This window comes from Hymenobacter sp. UYP22 (genome assembly GCF_040547285.1).
Taxonomy (GTDB): Bacteria; Bacteroidota; Bacteroidia; order Cytophagales; family Hymenobacteraceae; genus Hymenobacter.
Map to the genome: position 1 here is coordinate 531,099 of NZ_JBEPPK010000001.1, position 15,517 is coordinate 546,615.

At 60.2% G+C, this 15,517-nt stretch carries 15 protein-coding genes and 1 tRNA gene; 5 read left to right on the plus strand and 11 right to left on the minus strand.

The annotated features are described in order from the left end of the window. Positions 1 to 96 precede the first annotated feature (96 nt). The 3 genes from ABIB60_RS02335 to ABIB60_RS02345 all read right to left on the minus strand — a co-directional run bounded on the left by ABIB60_RS02335 (position 97) and on the right by ABIB60_RS02345 (position 2,689). Positions 97 to 771 (minus strand): hypothetical protein, encoded by a 675-nt coding sequence (locus tag ABIB60_RS02335; protein ID WP_354577442.1) that lies wholly within the window; start codon positions 769 to 771, stop codon positions 97 to 99. Positions 772 to 790: 19 nt separating this feature from the next. Then, complete coding sequence (locus ABIB60_RS02340) at positions 791 to 1,549, minus strand: TIGR02757 family protein (protein WP_354577443.1); 759 nt, start codon at positions 1,547 to 1,549, stop codon at positions 791 to 793. Between the two features lie 114 nt (positions 1,550 to 1,663). Next, a complete protein-coding gene (locus tag ABIB60_RS02345; RefSeq protein WP_354577445.1) occupies positions 1,664 to 2,689 on the minus strand; it encodes a LysM peptidoglycan-binding domain-containing protein in 1,026 nt (341 codons plus the stop codon). Positions 2,690 to 2,934: 245 nt separating this feature from the next. Here ABIB60_RS02345 and kdsB point away from each other — a divergent pair, with 245 nt between their 5' ends. Further along, on the plus strand, positions 2,935 to 3,690 hold the full coding sequence (gene kdsB, locus ABIB60_RS02350; RefSeq protein WP_354577446.1) for a 3-deoxy-manno-octulosonate cytidylyltransferase: 756 nt from the start codon (positions 2,935 to 2,937) through the stop codon (positions 3,688 to 3,690). Between the two features lie 15 nt (positions 3,691 to 3,705). On the opposite strand, the gene ABIB60_RS02355 is transcribed toward kdsB, so the two are convergent. The 8 genes from ABIB60_RS02355 to ABIB60_RS02390 all read right to left on the minus strand — a co-directional run bounded on the left by ABIB60_RS02355 (position 3,706) and on the right by ABIB60_RS02390 (position 11,082). After that, positions 3,706 to 4,128 carry a DUF1622 domain-containing protein gene (locus tag ABIB60_RS02355; RefSeq protein ID WP_354577447.1) on the minus strand — a complete coding sequence of 141 codons (423 nt, stop codon included), beginning with the start codon at positions 4,126 to 4,128 and terminating at the stop codon, positions 3,706 to 3,708. A gap of 3 nt (positions 4,129 to 4,131) precedes the next feature. Continuing rightward, positions 4,132 to 4,653, minus strand: a complete 522-nt coding sequence (locus tag ABIB60_RS02360; RefSeq protein ID WP_354577448.1) for an HPP family protein — start codon at positions 4,651 to 4,653, stop codon at positions 4,132 to 4,134. 198 nt (positions 4,654 to 4,851) lie between these two features. Further along, positions 4,852 to 6,993, minus strand: a complete 2,142-nt coding sequence (locus ABIB60_RS02365) for a glycoside hydrolase family 97 protein (protein WP_354577449.1) — start codon at positions 6,991 to 6,993, stop codon at positions 4,852 to 4,854. Between the two features lie 110 nt (positions 6,994 to 7,103). After that, on the minus strand, positions 7,104 to 8,318 hold the full coding sequence (locus ABIB60_RS02370; protein WP_354577451.1) for an RHS repeat domain-containing protein: 1,215 nt from the start codon (positions 8,316 to 8,318) through the stop codon (positions 7,104 to 7,106). Next, on the minus strand, positions 8,311 to 8,655 hold the full coding sequence (locus ABIB60_RS02375; RefSeq protein ID WP_354577453.1) for a translation initiation factor: 345 nt from the start codon (positions 8,653 to 8,655) through the stop codon (positions 8,311 to 8,313). The genes ABIB60_RS02370 and ABIB60_RS02375 overlap by 8 nt, the downstream gene beginning before the upstream one ends. 119 nt (positions 8,656 to 8,774) lie before the next feature. Beyond that, entirely contained in the window at positions 8,775 to 9,644 is an 870-nt protein-coding gene (locus ABIB60_RS02380) for a diacylglycerol/lipid kinase family protein (protein WP_354577454.1), read from the minus strand. Positions 9,645 to 9,790: 146 nt separating this feature from the next. Next, positions 9,791 to 10,798: a type I glyceraldehyde-3-phosphate dehydrogenase gene (gap, locus tag ABIB60_RS02385; protein WP_354577456.1), complete on the minus strand. Its 1,008-nt coding sequence runs from the start codon at positions 10,796 to 10,798 to the stop codon at positions 9,791 to 9,793. Positions 10,799 to 10,821: 23 nt separating this feature from the next. Further along, positions 10,822 to 11,082 (minus strand): hypothetical protein, encoded by a 261-nt coding sequence (locus ABIB60_RS02390; protein ID WP_354577458.1) that lies wholly within the window; start codon positions 11,080 to 11,082, stop codon positions 10,822 to 10,824. Between the two features lie 19 nt (positions 11,083 to 11,101). Here ABIB60_RS02390 and ABIB60_RS02395 point away from each other — a divergent pair. The 4 genes from ABIB60_RS02395 to ABIB60_RS02410 all read left to right on the plus strand — a co-directional run bounded on the left by ABIB60_RS02395 (position 11,102) and on the right by ABIB60_RS02410 (position 15,390). Continuing rightward, a tRNA-Glu gene (locus tag ABIB60_RS02395) sits at positions 11,102 to 11,173 on the plus strand. A 124-nt stretch (positions 11,174 to 11,297) separates the two neighbouring features. Next, on the plus strand, positions 11,298 to 14,048 hold the full coding sequence (locus ABIB60_RS02400; protein ID WP_354577460.1) for an alpha-L-rhamnosidase-related protein: 2,751 nt from the start codon (positions 11,298 to 11,300) through the stop codon (positions 14,046 to 14,048). Between the two features lie 164 nt (positions 14,049 to 14,212). Beyond that, on the plus strand, positions 14,213 to 14,815 hold the full coding sequence (locus tag ABIB60_RS02405; protein ID WP_354577461.1) for a Crp/Fnr family transcriptional regulator: 603 nt from the start codon (positions 14,213 to 14,215) through the stop codon (positions 14,813 to 14,815). 209 nt (positions 14,816 to 15,024) lie between these two features. Continuing rightward, positions 15,025 to 15,390: a DUF4260 domain-containing protein gene (locus ABIB60_RS02410; protein WP_354577463.1), complete on the plus strand. Its 366-nt coding sequence runs from the start codon at positions 15,025 to 15,027 to the stop codon at positions 15,388 to 15,390. Positions 15,391 to 15,517: the final 127 nt, after the last annotated feature.

Sequence of the window (15,517 nt, forward strand, 5' to 3'; positions counted from 1 at the left end):
GGGGAGTCTTGGAAATCGGAATGGGATGCGAAGATAAACAGTATAATGCGGGCTAAAGATTCGCTGAAGTCGACAAATACTATAGAATAGTAATTATCAACTTTGGGCGTTCCGGCGGGCAGCCAGCCATGAGCCCAGGTAAGCCAAACCATTGCCATAAATCATAAACAGTGAACCCCATTTTCCATCTTTCACTCCATGCATCAGTAGATCAATACTGAACCAAGCCAGACCTGCAACAATAATCCAACCTAATACACTAGCAATTGGCTTCTCGAAAAAGCTCATTTCCCGAATAATGGCAGGTTTGTGACGATGCTCATTGGTTACGGCCCGGCCGCATATATATTCCTGGAAATCCGCAATCAATGTTGGCAACTCATCATTTGCAGCAAAGGTATCACTGCGGCCTAATGTTACTTTTTTCCCGGAATGGAGCCGCAACCGCAGCGATTTGCTGCCGTTGAATTCCTGGCACACAAATGACGCAATGTCATCCAGTTTGATAACCTGTTTACTCCCTGACCGAGGTGAATCGATAATCAGCTCCTCTGCACTTAAACTCACTTGCAAAGGTTCCATTGCTAACTGCTTTAACAGAAAGTAGCCAATACCCATACAAGCAAACGACCAAAACAGAACAATGCCATACGTATAGTTTGTATTTGGCAAGTCTACTATGAATGGTCCGGCAATCAACAAGGTTATACAGCCCAAGCAAATGGCTACTACCCGTTTAACTCTCGCAACTCGAACCGTATAATTTCTCATTTTAGCCCTGCTAGTTATCTTACATCTCCCCTTCTACTCCCAATCCGAACAGGGCAAAATCATACTTCACGGGGTCGTGGGGGTCGAAGGTGCGGAGGTGGGCGGTGAGGTCTTCGGCGGCCAGCCAGTCGACCTGCCTGCGCTCCAGCAGGCCCAGACGGCGGGCGACGCGCTCCACGTGCACGTCGCAGGGGCAGATGAGTTCGGCGGGCGACAGGCGGGTCCAGAGGCCGAAGTCCACGCCGTGCGCGTCGGGGCGCACCATCCAGCGCAGGTACATGTTTACGCGCTTGCAGGCCGAGCCTCGGGCCGGGGTGGCCACGTGCTTACGGGTACGCTGGGGCGCATCTTCGAGGCTAAAGAACAGGGTGTGGAAGTTTTCCAGCCGTTCTTTCTGCGTGTTACCAGTCAAGAAGGCATCTTCCAGCGTATCGTGGCGGGTGTAGAACCAGCGCAACCAGTGCACGAAGTACAGCAGGTCGGTGTCGCAGAAGGTGCGGTGGCAGAAGCCCAGCAGCCGCTTCAGGTCCTCGTCGTGGTGCTGCAAGATAAACTGATGAGGCGCGTTGTCCATGCGCTGCAGCAGCTCCCGGCACTTGTTGATGATGGTGGGGCGGCGGCCCCAGGCCAGCAACGCCGCAAACAGCCCGCTGATTTCCACATCGGCCCGCTCGGTGAACTGGTGCGGAATGCTGATGGGGTCAAGAGGTATAAAGTCGGGCTGGTCGTAGTGCCGGTACTTCTCGTCGAGCAAAGCCCGAACCTGGGCGTGGTTCATGTGGGGAAGTGGTGAGTTAGTGAAATGGTGATTTAGTGAGTTTGCCGTTCTGCCAGAGCCAACAGCACATACAGAACGGCAAACTCACTAAATCACCATTTCATTAACTCACCGTTACGGTACGTAGTTGGTTTCGACGCGGAAGCGCTGGTCGGGGGTGGCGAGGCGCTGCACGGCCCGCTTGGAGAGGCGCACCAGAATGTTGGTGTTTTCGCCGGTATCGGGCAGCTGGCCGATTACGCGCACGTACACCGACTGCCCATTCATGATGTTTTTTACTTCCATGATGGTACCCACCGGAGCCGTTTTGTGCAGGGCCAGGTACTTGTCGGAAGCATCCGTCTGGATAGCCGTAGCCAAGCCGCTTTCCGACACGCGCCGCACAATTTCGCTGGCGCGGGTGGGCGCTTTTTCCCGCTCGGGAGCCGGCGTTGTGGGCGTGGGCGTGGCGGGTGTTATGGCCGGAGAGCTGGCCGAGTCGCGGGCCCGCTCCCGGGCGGCCCGTTCGCGCGCCTCCTTTTCCCGGGCTTCGCGGGCATCCCGTTCGGCCTCCTCATCCCGCTCGGGGCGGGCTGAGGGAGCCGGGCGCGTGGCGGCCACCGGCGTGCTGGGCCGCGTGGCCGGAGCTGTGGCTGCTGTGGCGGAGCCAGCTACAATCACCGATTCGCCTACGCGCACGTTGTAGTTGGTGGGGAAGCCGTTGAGGCGGGAAAGCTCGGCGGGAGTGGTCTGGAAGCGGCGGGCAATGGCAAACAGCGTTACGCCGGGCTCCACTTTGTATACTTTGTTGCCGCGGGCATCGGTGGCCAGGGCGCGGGTAGCAGCCGGCGCGGCGGCCGTAGTTTTGGGCGCGGCCGGCTGCGTGAGCACCACCCGGTTACGGGGCACCAGGATAACCTGACCGGTTACCAGCGCGCCTTTCTGGCCGGAATTGGCTTCCACGATGTCCTCCACGGGCACTTTGTAGCGCCGGGCCACGCCGTACAGCGTTTCGCCGGGGGTTACGCGGTGTTTGATGAGCAGCTTATTACCCCGATACTCCACGCCGATGGAATCGGGCGGGGCAATGAGGCCGGGGGCAGCCCAGGCAGAAATACCAGTGAGAACAAACGCGGCAGTCAGCAACGGAAATCGGAACATACTAGTCGGCAGGCGCAAAGCGGGCGCAGAACTCCATCGGTCCAGCATACTCCGCTTGCATACAAGTGTCCGAAAGTTACGGATTCGGGCCGAAGCCACCGCTTTTCTATGACGGTAGCGGTAAGTACCTGGTGATTTTCGGAAAAAATCCGGCTACCGAATAGTAGCGCGAGTGGAAAGCCGAGACGGTCTACGGGTTTTTCCCGTTTTTTGCGCCGCAACCTTCCCTCCACTTGCTGTCCGCTATGCTTGCCATTGGTATTATTCCCGCCCGCTTTGCCTCCACCCGCCTACCTGGCAAACCGCTCGTGGACTTAGGCGGCCAGTCGATGATTGAGCGAGTGGTGCGCCAGGCCCAGCAGTCCAGCCTGAGCCGGGTGGTGGTGGCCACCGACGACCAGCGCATTCTGGAGCATGTGCGCGGCTTCGGGGGCGAGGCAGTGCTGACCAACCCCGACCACCCCAGCGGCACTGACCGGGTGCGTGACGCCTACGAGCAGTTGGGTGTGCAAGCTGATTGCATCATCAACATCCAGGGCGACGAGCCGTTCATCCACCCCGCGCAGATTGATGCGCTGGTGCAGCTATTCGCCGTGCCCGAGCCGCCTCAGCTGGCTACGCTGGTGAAGCCAGTGGTGAGCGAGGAAGAGCTGTTCAGCCCCCACCTGCCCAAGGTGGTGCTGAACGCCCGGGCCGAGGCGCTCTACTTCAGCCGCCACCCCCTGCCCTACCAGCGCCAGCACCCCGAGTCCGAATGGCTGCAGCACCACCGCTACCTGCGCCACATCGGCCTCTACGCCTACCGCCCCGACGTGCTCCACGAAATCACCCAGCTCCCCCCCTCGCCGCTAGAACTGGCCGAGAGCCTGGAGCAGCTGCGGTGGCTGGAAGCCGGCTACCGCATCCAAACGGCCGAAACTGAGCTGGAAACCATCGGCATCGACACCCCGGAGGATGTGGAGCGGGCGCTGCGGTTTCTGGGTAGCACGCCTCCCTCATAACGCCCTGGCCACTGGCTACGCCTGCTCTACCGGGGCCGGGTGGCCGGCGGCCCGGGCCGTTACATGTTGCTCCGAGGTATCGTGCTTCTCCTCCTTCATTTCCCGGGACAGGAAGAAGTTCAGGGCCGTACGAATCACGGCAATGGCTCCTAGCTTGCCAATCTGCTCCCAGCTGGGCGCTATGGCCGTCGACAGGATATCGGCCCCGAGCTGGAATTCCAGGGCCAGGGCCAGGTAGCGGGCCAGCGTCAGGCGAATGGCGGTGAAGTCGGCGGTTTGGCGGCGTAGCAACGCTTGCAGAAATAGCCAGCCCGCGCCCAGAATGCCCAGCGCAATAATGCAGGCCCCAATGGTTTCTACGCCCAGCTTCAGCCATTGTACCGCTTCGATGACGCCGTTTTCGGCCAGAGCGTGAAAGGAAGTTTCGGTGGTAGGCATGGGCTAATGTGCAGAGGAGGATGTGGAAGAAACCGAAAGCCGGCGCAGCCGAAGCACCGAGCCCTGCTGCACCAAGAGCAGCACCACCACCAGCCCCACGGCCAAGCCGAACAGCAACAAGTTACCCTCCCCGCTACCCGCCCGGAACGCAAAATTAAGCGCCGTAGCCACGGCGGGCGGGTGCATGGCGTCCAGGGTTATCATCACCAGAATAACGGCTACCAGGGCCAGGGCTGCCCCAGTATAGCTGGGCCCCAGCAGCGCATGACAGCCGTAACCCAGCACTGCCGCACCCAGTTGACTAATAAGCAAGGTGCGCGTACTGTTGGCCCGGTGCCCGGGGTCGAGGTAGATGAGAAAGGCGCTGGAAGCCAGGGAAGCGAACAGCAGGCGCTGGTTGCTAAGGGTTTCCAGCAGCCAGAGCATGAGCAGAATCATGACGGTGGGCAGCAGGGCCAAGAGCAGCTCGGCCCGGGCGGGCAAACGAGGGCGGCCGCCCGGCACCAGGGAGGTAGGCGTAGGCATGCCGTAGCATACGGCAAAGCAGTGGCCGGGATGCTAGGCCGCGTGGACAGGAAACAACCAGGCCATCATCTTTACTGTCCACCTACCCCAACCCCAGCTCACCGGCCCGGTTACCCTCCTTGCGTAAGCCAAACGGGCCGACGCCTGCCCGATTTTGGCAGCCGTCGGCCCGTTATGTACAGTTGCGGAATCTGGGGATTATTTGCCGGTTTCTACTATGCTGATGGCGTAACCGCCGCCGGGGGCGCAGAGCTGGCTCAGCTTGGTTTTGCTGGTTACTGCCTGCTTGCGGATCTGGTAGGCCTGAGGGTTCTTCTCGTAGTGGGCGTTTTTAGCGTCGGCGTAGATGGTGGCCGTGTACTTTTTGCCGGGTTCCAGGAAGCTGAGGTCGATGTTGGAGGTGCGGCCGTTTTCGTCGCAGGTGCTGCCCACGAACCAGCTGCTCTTGCCTTTGGCCTTGCGGGCGAAGGTGATGTAGTCGCCGGGTTCGGCTTCCAGCACTTTGGTATCATCCCAATCTACGGCCACGTCCTTGATGAACTGGAAGGCGTCGAGGTGCTTGTTGTAGGTTTCGGGCAGGTCGGCGGCCATTTGCAGGGGGCTGTACATGGTTACGTACAGGGCCAACTGCCGGGCCAGGGTACTGTGCACGAAGGAGTTATTCTGCGGATTGTAGGCACTCACCTTGGTCTGGAAGATGCCGGGCGTGTAGTCCATGGGGCCGCCGATGAGGCGGGTGAAGGGCAGAATGGTGGTGTGGTCGGCGTTGTTGCCCCCGAACGACTCGTACTCGGTGCCGCGGGCGGCCTCGTTGCCGATAAGGTTGGGGAAGGTGCGGGCCAGGCCAGTGGGACGCACGGCTTCGTGGCCGTTCACCATAATCTTGTGCTCAGCCGCCTTTTCCAGCACAAACTGGTAGTGGTTGTTCACCCACTGGTCGTAGTGGTGGTGGCCCAGGGGCACGATGTCGCCTACGTAGCCGGTTTTCACGGCGTTGTAACCGTACTTGTTCATGAACTGAAAAGCAGAGTCCAGGTGCCGCTCGTAGTTGCGCACCGAGCCCGAGGTTTCGTGGTGCATGATGATTTTCACGCCCTTGGAAGCAGAGTAGCGGTTCAACTCAGCCACGTCGAAATCCGGGTAGGGCGTTACGAAGTCGAACACGTAGTCCTTGTGCTTGCCAAACCAGTCTTCCCAGCCGGTGTTCCAGCCTTCCACCAGCACCGCATCAAAGCCGTGCTTGGCCGCAAAGTCGATGTACTCCTTCACGTGGGCCGTGTTGGCGCCGTGGGTGCCGTTGGGTTTCACCGTTTTGTAGTCGATGGAGTCGAGCTTGATGTTGTCCTGGTTGGTATATGACCACGTGCTTTTGCCCGTAATCATTTCCCACCACACGCCCACGTACTTCACCGGCTTAATCCAGGATACATCCTTGAACTTGGTGGGCTCGTTGAGATTCAGCACCAGCTTGGAGAGCAGAATGTCGCCGGCTTTGTCGCTCACAATCACCGTGCGCCAGGGCGAGTTGGCAGGCGTCTGAATCAGACCTTTGTCGCCCACGGCATCGGGCGTCAGGTGGCTTTCCAGCACCATGTTCTTATCGTCCAGCTCCAGGTGCATGCAGCTGTAGTCGATGAGGGCGGCTTCATGGATATTGATGTACAGGCCGTCCTGGCTTTTGAGCATCAAGGGCGTTTGCACGCCGGTGGCCGAAAAGGGCGTTTGGGAAGCGTTGGGTGTGGTGGCGGCCTTCATCAGCCCGCGCACTTCCGAGAGCTTGGACGTGACGGTGCTGTACTCCTGGGTGTCGTAGTCGCCGGGCAGCCAGAAGGCTTTATGGTCGCCGGCCAGGGCAAATTGGGTGCGTTCTTCCTTAATGGTGAAGTAATCCAGCTTGGACTGGCGCGGGAACTCGTAGCGGAAGCCCAGGCCGTCATCAAACACCCGGAACCGCACGCGCAGGGTGCGCTGGGTAGCGGCCTGGGTAAGCGTCACGGCCAGCTCATTGTAGTGGTTACGAATGGTTTTCGATTCGCCCCACACTGGCGTCCAGGTTTCGTCGAAGGAACGGGTTTGCTTGTCGGTTTGGGTGAAGCCGGTTTGCAGACTGGTGGTATTTTTCAGTTCCAAACCCAGCTTGCTGGGTTTGATAACCGGCCGGCCCTTGTAGGTAAGCGAGTAAGTAGGTATGCCACCCTGCACATCAAAATTGAGGGTGAGTTGCCCGTTGGGCGACTTCACTTCCTCGGCGCGGCCAACCTGCGCCAGCACGCTAAAGCACAGCAGCAGGAGCGCCGCGCGCCACCCAGCGTAACGCGCCGGGATACCAAATAAATTCATACGGAGTAGGTGGGAAAAGTGAACGGGGTAAGACGGACTACACGCGCAGCCCGGTACACGGGTTTGAGCAGGCAAGTTGCCCGCTTCTGGCCAGAACGGCTAGGCGGCCGTTAGCCACTTCCGCCGCCCTGTTGACCAATTACGCCGCGGCCCAGCGGCGGGCAACGCAACAAGCCACCAGAAACTCTACCCTTTTTACGTTTGCGTGCCTCCGCGGGGGCACTGGCCGCAGCCGGGAACAACTCATAGGAGTACGTGCTGATCTGAACGGGTTTACCGTCGGCATCCTGCTGCTCAACCCGCACGGGCAGGCCCACGGCACCCCAGGTCAGCACCACGCGGCCCGACAGGTCGCCGGCTGGCTCATATATTTCTCTCTGCCGATACAGCAGGATTTCCAGCAGCTGTCCGGCCGCGTTGTAGCGGTAGCGCCGCAGGCCGCCTTGGTAGGTACTCCAGGTTTCGGCTACCTGGCCTAGCTTGTTGTAGCGGGTGCTCTTGCTGGGCCGAAACTGTCCCGGAATGCGGCCTTTGAGCACCAATTGAAGCAAGCCGCCCCCGTACAAAAACTGCTGATAACCGCCCGGCAGCGGTAGTTCCTGGGCCATGCGCTGCTCCAGCCATTCCTCCATGCCCTGCTCAAAATCAACGCTGCCGCTTTCAATTTCGCGTTTCTGGGCGTCGTAGCGGTTGTAGTAGGATTTTACTTCGGCCAGGTAGTTCGGGCCTTCGGGGTTGTACTTGGGGTGGCGGTACTTGAGAAAGTCATAGCGCAACGTGCGGCCGTTGTCCTGCAGAAAGGTGCGAGTCACGTGCAGATTGTGGGGGCTTTCCATTTCATGCTCCCAGGTGGTATCGGCTACCTCCACCGTGCGGCGCTGGCGCAGGGTATCCACTTGTCCGGCCCGCTCGTGTAGCTCCAGCACGGGGTTGCCCAGCGCGTCGTACTCGGTGCGGGTGCGCGACTGGTCCTGGTCGGGGTCCAGGGTGGTGAGGTCGGTAGTGGGGCCGGGCTGTTGGGTGTACACCAAGTGCCGCTGCCCGCTTTCATCGTAGCGGAAACCGTAAATGGTTTTGTCGTGAGCGTAGCGGTAGGCACTCATGCGGCCCTTGCTGTCGAAGGCCATTTCCTTGTACAGCCGGGGCTCGTGGTAGTAGCGCGTATCTTCCAGCAGCCAGGTCAGGCGGCGCACGTGAGCCTGGCGCACCAGCCGCTTGCCCACGCTGTCGGGCAGGTACTCGTAGATATCCTGGGCCTGCACCGCTGGGGCCAGCAAAGCGCTGCCCGCGAGCAGCCCAGCTAAGACAGAGATACGCTTAGCCACCGGCCTTCTTAGCTTTATAGCCTTTTTCCAGCAGCACGGCCAGCACCTTGTCGCGGAAGTCGCCTTGGATGATGATTTCGCCATCCTTGGCATTGCCGCCCACGGCGCACTTAGTTTTGAGCAGTTTGCCTAAGGTTTGCAGGTCGGCATCCTGCCCCACAAAGCCGGTAACAAGCGTCACCTGTTTGCCCCCGCGCGACTTTTTATCCAGCTGCACGCGCAGGTTTTGCTGCTGGGGTGGCAGGGTGGCAGCGGTTTCGTCGCCGGTTTCCTGGTATTCAAAATCGGGGTTGGTGGAGTACACCACGCCTTCCCGGCGGTTCTTATCGACTTTCATGGGGCGCAAGTTGTGAAGTTGTGAAAGGTGAAATTGTGGAATTGTTGCCTAACTGCCATTACAGGGTCGTTTTTACGACTTCCTTTTTCACACCCTCGGTCTTCACCATTTCACTTTTGTCAAACGGCCACCTCCAGGGCCAGGGGCTCAAGTTCTACTTCAAACTCGGTAGCGTCGGCCACGTAGTCGCCATCAACGTGAAAGCCGAGGGGCTGGGCGGCGCGCACCCGGATACGGCGGCTGGTGTGGTAGGCGGCTCCGCCCGAGGTGGGCAGCGTGCCCAGAGCCAGCCCTACTCCTACCCGCACAGCCCGTAGCATGGGCAGCGCATCAATCAGGCACACATCCAGCAGGCCATCCTGAATATCGGCGCGGGGGGCAATGTAGGCGTTATTGCCGTACTGGGCGGCGTTGGCGAAGGCCAGCACGTAGCAGTGCGTATCCAGCAGCACTTGGTTTTCCAGCTCCATCTGCACGGGCGTGGGGCGGTAGCGGCGGTATTCGCGCAGAGCCACCTTCACGTAGGTGCTGAGCCCGCGCGTACCCGCCTGGGCAAACAGCTTGCTCACGTGCGCGTCAAACCCCAGCCCGGCCGTACAGAAAAACCAGCGCCCGTTAATCTGGCCCGCATCGATCCGCTGAAAGGTGGGCTGACAAGCCCGGCGCACGGCCCCCGGCAAATCCAGCGGAATGTGCAGGTGGCGGGCCAGCCCGTTGCCCGAGCCCCGGGGTACAATGCCCAGAGCTGCCGCCGTGCCCAGCAGGCCCCGGGCCACTTCGTTCACGGTACCATCACCGCCCACGGCCACTACCACCCGGCAGCCCTCGGCCGCCGCCTGCCGGGCCAGCTCCGTAGCATGGCCGGCGCGCTGGGTCAGCTGAATTTCGAAATTGGCCCCGGCGGCCGTGGCGTAGCGCGTGAGCAGCGCCGGCACATCCTGGGTGCGGTTGGTGCCGGAAGTAGGATTGAGGATAAAGCAGATGCGCACGAGCGGGAGAGTAGGGAAATAGTGAGTTGAGCACCCAGACTTTTCTCTCTTGATTTGGAAAGAGAGGTCCGTATTACAGTTCAAAATAAAGCCGCCTGCCCGGTTTCCCGAACAGGCGGCTTCTCAATAACGCAAAACCCGGAGGCTTAGCCGTTCATTTTCTCCCCCAGCTTCTGGATGAGGTCGGCGGTGCGGGTGCTATAGCCGGTTTCGTTGTCGTACCAGCCTACTACTTTCACTAACGAGCCGTTGGCCGAAGTCAGCTCCGAATCGAAGATGCACGAGTGGGGGTTGCCCACGATGTCGATGCTCACGATGGGGTCGGTGGTGTACTCCAGGATGCCTTTCAGCGGGCCCTCAGCGGCAGCCTTCACGGCGGCGTTGATTTCCTCCTTGGTTACTTCCCGCTTCAAAATTACGGTCAGGTCCGTCGTCGAGCCATCTGGAATAGGCACGCGCATGGCAATACCATCCAGTTTGCCCTTCAGCTGAGGCAGTACCAGGCCAACGGCTTTGGCAGCACCCGTGCTAGTCGGGATGATGCTGTAAGCGGCGGCGCGGGCGCGGCGCAGGTCTTTGTGGGGTGCGTCCTGCAGGTTCTGGTCGGAAGTGTAGGCGTGCACCGTGGTGATGTAGCCTTTCTCGATGCCAAAAGCATCATCCAACACTTTGGCCATGGGAGCCAGGCAGTTGGTGGTGCACGAAGCGTTGGAGAGGATGGTTTCCTCACCCGTCAGGATGTCTTCGTTCACGCCCAGTACTACCGTGGGGATGTTGCCGGTAGCGGGAGCCGAAATAACCACTTTCTTGGCACCAGCGGTGAGGTGCTGACCAGCGCCCGCCTCGTCCACGAAGCGGCCGGTCGATTCCAGCACTACGTCAACGCCCATGTCGCCCCAGGGCAGCAGCTTGGGGTCACGCTCAGCCAGGGCAGCAATGCGCTTGCCGTTTACGGTCAGGCTTTCCTCGTCGTAGGCTACGGTGCCGTCGAAGCGGCCGTGTACGGAGTCGTACTTCAGCAGGTGCGCCAGCGTTTTGTTGTCGGTCAGGTCGTTGATGGCCACGACTTCTACGTTCTCGCGCTGGAGCAGCGCCTTGAACGTGAGCCGGCCGATGCGGCCGAAGCCGTTGATGGCAACTTTGATTTTAGCCATAGTGGATTGGGGAAATGGGAGGTTTATCGGTCCGGGAGGGCCGGGTGAAAACGCGGAGCGAAGGTAACGGGCTGGGGGTACTTCGCCAAATCAAACCACAACTCCCTGTCGTAGCCAGGCCTTTTGGCCGATCCTTTCGCCCCTTCCCTGCCGCCGGCTTTCGGAAAGGCAAAAAATTTTTGCCTGAAAATCAGCTTACTTACCCGAAACGAGGATTCTTTTTCAAAACCAGGTATTGCGCCGAATGTTCGGCTGTCTATCTTTGCATCACCAAAACGGAACACGCTCCGGGTTTGGATAGCTGGTCCGTTCGTCTAGGGGTTAGGACAGTAGATTTTCATTCTACCAACAGGGGTTCGATTCCCCTACGGACTACTAAAGCCTTCTGCTCTACAGCAGAAGGCTTTTTTGTTGCCCTGGAGACTTGTTCTGGAGTTGGGCGGCGCATGGGCAGGGCGGGCGCAACCGCTGGCAGGGGTTCTGCGTCTGCTAGCCTACTATGCGTTATTCCTCCGCTTTGCCGGGCGGCCTGCTGGCTCTGGCCCTGCTGGGCTCCTGCCAGACGCCCAAACCTGCCACCTCCGTGCAAACTCCCTCCGTTCCGGGCCAGCCGCAGCCAGCCGAAATGCCGCTTATCTGGAAAAATGAGGCTTTTGCCCTCTACGCCGACCGGGTGGAGCAGGGCCCGCATATGGCCCGGGCCGTGTCGCGCACGGAGCTGACGTCTAATTACCAAAGCCCGGCCAACGCTTATCAGGACCCGCGCATTAGCTTTAAATTCAGCCTCAACGGCCAGGATAACGAAATGGCACCTGGCCAAGACCACAGCCTAGTGGCTCTGCCCAAAGCAGGCAGCACGGCGGCTGAAACGCCGGTGCTCACGTTCGGGCAGCAGTTTGTAGACAAGACGGCAGTACCCATTAACACCTACCTGGTCCCTAACACGCCGCTGAAAATTCGGCTGGACATGCGGCCGGTGCTGGCGGCGTTCAAAAAGCAGGGCTACTACACCACGTATAAAGGCGACAAGCTATACGCCCAAGACTTTAAAGGCGTGTTCGTGGCCGGCAACACGGCCCCGCTGAGCTGGGACTTTGCCAACCTCAGCAACCAGCCGGGCGCGGAGTTGAAAGACCCCGACGGCAACGGCATTTACGAGGTAACGCTGGTATTGAACCAGCCCGCCGCGGCCAAAACCACGGCCGGCCGCTGGCAGCAAAGCCTCAATACTGCCGACTTTCCGCAGTACCACTCCAGCTACCCGCTCACCGATGCCCTGTATAACCTGGCCCTGGAGGAGGCCCGCCGCGCCGTGGAGCCCGACAGCACCTTCCGCACGGGCCAGGAGTGGGCCGGTGTATGGACGCGCGACATCAGCTACAGCATCATTCTGGCTCAGGCTACGCTGCAGCCCCGAGTGGCCATGAACAGCCTGCTGCGCAAGGTATCAAAGCAGGGCCGCATCATTCAGGACACTGGCACGGGTGGGGCCTACCCCTGCTCCACCGACCGGATGATCTGGGCCGTGGCCGCCTGGGAAATCTACCTGGTAACTGGTGACCGGGAATGGCTGGCGAAGGTGTACCCTATCATTAAAAGCTCGATTGAAGACGATTTGCAAAACGCATACGATGCCCAAACCGGCCTAGTGCGCGGCGAATCGTCGTTTCTGGACTGGCGGGAGCAGACGTATCCGCGCTGGATGCAGCCGGTGGATATCTACCAGAGCGAGGACCTGGGCACCAACGCCGTGCATTTTCAGGCCAACCAGGTGCTGACTTTAATGGCCGAGCAGCTGGGTGAGGCCGCCGTAGCCCGGCAAGCCCGGCAGCAGGCGGAACGTATCCGGGCGGGCATCAACCAACACCTCTGGCAGCCGGACAAAGGCTACTATGGGCAGTTTTTGTACGGGCGCAACTTCCTCAGTCGCTCGCCTAAAGCCGAAGCCCTGGGCGAGGCCCTGAGCGTACTCTACGGCGTGGCTGATGAGGCGCGCACCAAGCAGGTGGTAGCCCGCACGCCTACTACCGCTTTCGGCATTCCCTGCATCTACCCCCAGATTCCTGGTATTCCGCCCTACCACAACAACGCGGTGTGGCCCTTCGTGCAGAGCTTCTGGACGCTGGCGGCCGCCAAAGCCGGGAACGAACAGGCCGTATTGGAAAGTATGGCGGCAGTGTACCGGCCGGCGGCGCTGTTCCTGACTAATAAGGAGAACTTCGTGGCCGAAAACGGCGACTTTGCCGGCACCCAGATCAACAGCAGCAACATGCTCTGGAGCCTTTCGGGCAGTTTGGGGCTGGTGTACAAAGTGTTGTTCGGGATGAGCTTCGAGCCGGAAGGCCTGGTATTCCGGCCCTTCGTGCCTCAGGCGCTGCAAGGGCGCCGGGACCTCACCGGCTTCCGGTACCGGGCGGCAGTGCTGGATATTGAGCTCCAAGGCTTTGGCAACGTAATCAACACCATTACCCTTGATGGCCAGCCGTTGCCCGCGGCCCGGGTGCCGGCCACGCTTACTGGTCGCCATACGGTGCGCATCAGCCTGAAAAACCAGCTACCAGCGGCAGCGCCCACCAACCACGTAGCCAACCAGTTTGCCCCCGAAACGCCCGTTGTACGCTACGCCGCCGGGCGCCTCAGTTGGGGTACGGTGGCCGGCGCCACTGGCTACCAGGTGCTGCGCAACGGCCAGTTTGCGGCCCGTACCACCGAAACCAGCGTTGCCCTGACGCCCGCCACCTACGCCGAGTACCAGGTGCTGGCTATAAACGGACAGGGCCTAGAATCATTTGCCAGTGAGCCCCTGCCGGTAGCCGCCAAGCCAGCCCAGTTGGTGCAATTGGAAACCGTAGCTGCCCGGTCTACCCGCCCGGCTACAGGCTTTAGTGGCCGGGGTTTCGTCGAAGTCAGCAAAACGGTGAACACCCGTCTGAGCATCCGCGTCACGGCACCCGAAACCGGCCTTTACGCCCTGGATTTTCGCTACGCCAATGGCAACGGCCCCATCAACACCAATAACCGCTGCGCCATCCGGACGCTCCGGCTGGGTGAGCGGCAGCTGGGTACTGTGGTGTTGCCCCAACGCGGGGTGGATGAGTGGTCGAACTGGGGCTTCTCTAACCCGGTGCTGGTCCAGCTCACCAAAGGCACGCACCCACTCACGCTAACAGTTGAGCCAGCGAATGAGAATATGCACGGGGAAGTAAACCAGGCCATGCTCGACTACCTGCGGGTTACGCGGGTGCAGTAGTGAGCACACAGGCCGGCTCGGCATGTTGAGTAGGCCGAAACAGCTCCCGGTTTTGTTGGGATAGTACACCAGACGGGGCGAGGAAGATACTTTGGTCTACTTAGTATGATATCCTGATTTCGCCTGTTATACCATGCTACCCTACTTGCGCCTACCTTGCGGCCATGCATCCGCTTCGTACCTATATTCAACGATTTGTATCCCTGACTGATGCCGAGTGGGCACCGCTGGCGGCTGGGCTGGTTTCGCGGCAGTTGCGGCGGAAGGAGGATTTTGTAACGCAGGGGCGGCTGGCTCCGGAGTTGGCTATGGTGGTTTCGGGCGCCTGCCGGCTGTTGTATACTCGGCCGGATGGCGAGGAGCGCACCACGTATTTTTTCTTCGACAACCACCTGATGGGCAGCTACCAGAGTTGCCTGACGGGCCAGCCCAGCCAGTTCAGTATTCAGGCCTTGGCTCCTACTGAGCTGCTCACGTTTCCGTATGCGTTGCTGCGCCAACTATTCGATCAGCACCCGGTGTACGAGCGGTTTGGGCGGCAGCTGGCCGAGTACCTCTTGCTGGGAACCGATGCCCGCCTAGCAGAACTACTGTTGCTGAGCCCCGAGCAACGCTACCAAGCGCTATTGCACAGCCACAAAACCAAGATTCTGGAGCGCATACCGCAGCAGTACATTGCCTCCTACCTAGGCATAACGCCGGTTTCCCTTAGCCGCATACGGGCGCGGCTACAGGCCGATGATGAAGCTGCGCTTAGCGGTACCTGAGCCGCAGCTTGATGCTTTACCAGTGCTGGCTCTGCTGTTGTCTGGCGCGGTTGGGGCCACTCAGCGGGCGGAGGCAAGTGCGCCTCTCTGCATCAGTTCAGAGAACTAACAGTTCCCCAGCCAAAGCTCCATTTCTTAGCTTTTGTTAACGAATCCGGAACTACCTGGGCCTGACCTTTGGGACGTTGTTTTACTTCACCCCGAAGCTCATGAAAACCGTCCTCAAACTCGAAGAGTTGGCCCAACTGCTGGTAGCTACCCTGATATTTGCGCAACTGCCCTATGCTTGGTGGTGGCTCCCCGCCCTGTTCCTTGCTCCCGATTTGAGCATGCTAGGCTACCTGGCCGGCCCCCGGATGGGCGCATTTTGCTACAACCTGCTGCACCATAAAGCACTGGCTCTGCTGGCGGGGCTGGCCGGCTGGCTGCTGGGGCAGCCGCTGCTGCTGTTGGCTGGTACGGTGCTGCTATTTCACGCCGCCTTCGACCGCCTGCTGGGCTACGGGCTAAAGCATAGCACCGGCTTTCAGTACACGCATCTGGGCCACGTTGGCCGGCAGCCGGCGGGTGCCTGATGCCGAGGCTGCACCTGGGCAGTACGGTTGTGCTTAACCACTTACGGGGCGCGCGTGGTAACAGAAACCGGGAAAGAAAATAATGGCCACCGTCGGCTTCCGCCCGTAAGCTTGTGGGTTCACCAAC

Excerpts from the sequence above, each read along its gene's own strand:
- ABIB60_RS02400 (WP_354577460.1), top strand. The coding sequence starts at position 11,298 with ATGCGTTATTCCTCCGCTTTGCCGGGCGGCCTGCTGGCTCTGGCCCTG.
- ABIB60_RS02375 (WP_354577453.1), bottom strand. The coding sequence starts at position 8,655 with ATGAAAGTCGATAAGAACCGCCGGGAAGGCGTGGTGTACTCCACCAAC.
- ABIB60_RS02405 (WP_354577461.1), top strand. The coding sequence starts at position 14,213 with ATGCATCCGCTTCGTACCTATATTCAACGATTTGTATCCCTGACTGAT.
- ABIB60_RS02360 (WP_354577448.1), bottom strand. The coding sequence starts at position 4,653 with ATGCCTACGCCTACCTCCCTGGTGCCGGGCGGCCGCCCTCGTTTGCCC.
- gap (WP_354577456.1), bottom strand. The coding sequence starts at position 10,798 with ATGGCTAAAATCAAAGTTGCCATCAACGGCTTCGGCCGCATCGGCCGG.
- kdsB (WP_354577446.1), top strand. The coding sequence starts at position 2,935 with ATGCTTGCCATTGGTATTATTCCCGCCCGCTTTGCCTCCACCCGCCTA.
- ABIB60_RS02355 (WP_354577447.1), bottom strand. The coding sequence starts at position 4,128 with ATGCCTACCACCGAAACTTCCTTTCACGCTCTGGCCGAAAACGGCGTC.
- ABIB60_RS02365 (WP_354577449.1), bottom strand. The coding sequence starts at position 6,993 with ATGAATTTATTTGGTATCCCGGCGCGTTACGCTGGGTGGCGCGCGGCG.
- ABIB60_RS02340 (WP_354577443.1), bottom strand. The coding sequence starts at position 1,549 with ATGAACCACGCCCAGGTTCGGGCTTTGCTCGACGAGAAGTACCGGCAC.
- ABIB60_RS02335 (WP_354577442.1), bottom strand. The coding sequence starts at position 771 with ATGAGAAATTATACGGTTCGAGTTGCGAGAGTTAAACGGGTAGTAGCC.
- ABIB60_RS02345 (WP_354577445.1), bottom strand. The coding sequence starts at position 2,689 with ATGTTCCGATTTCCGTTGCTGACTGCCGCGTTTGTTCTCACTGGTATT.
- ABIB60_RS02410 (WP_354577463.1), top strand. The coding sequence starts at position 15,025 with ATGAAAACCGTCCTCAAACTCGAAGAGTTGGCCCAACTGCTGGTAGCT.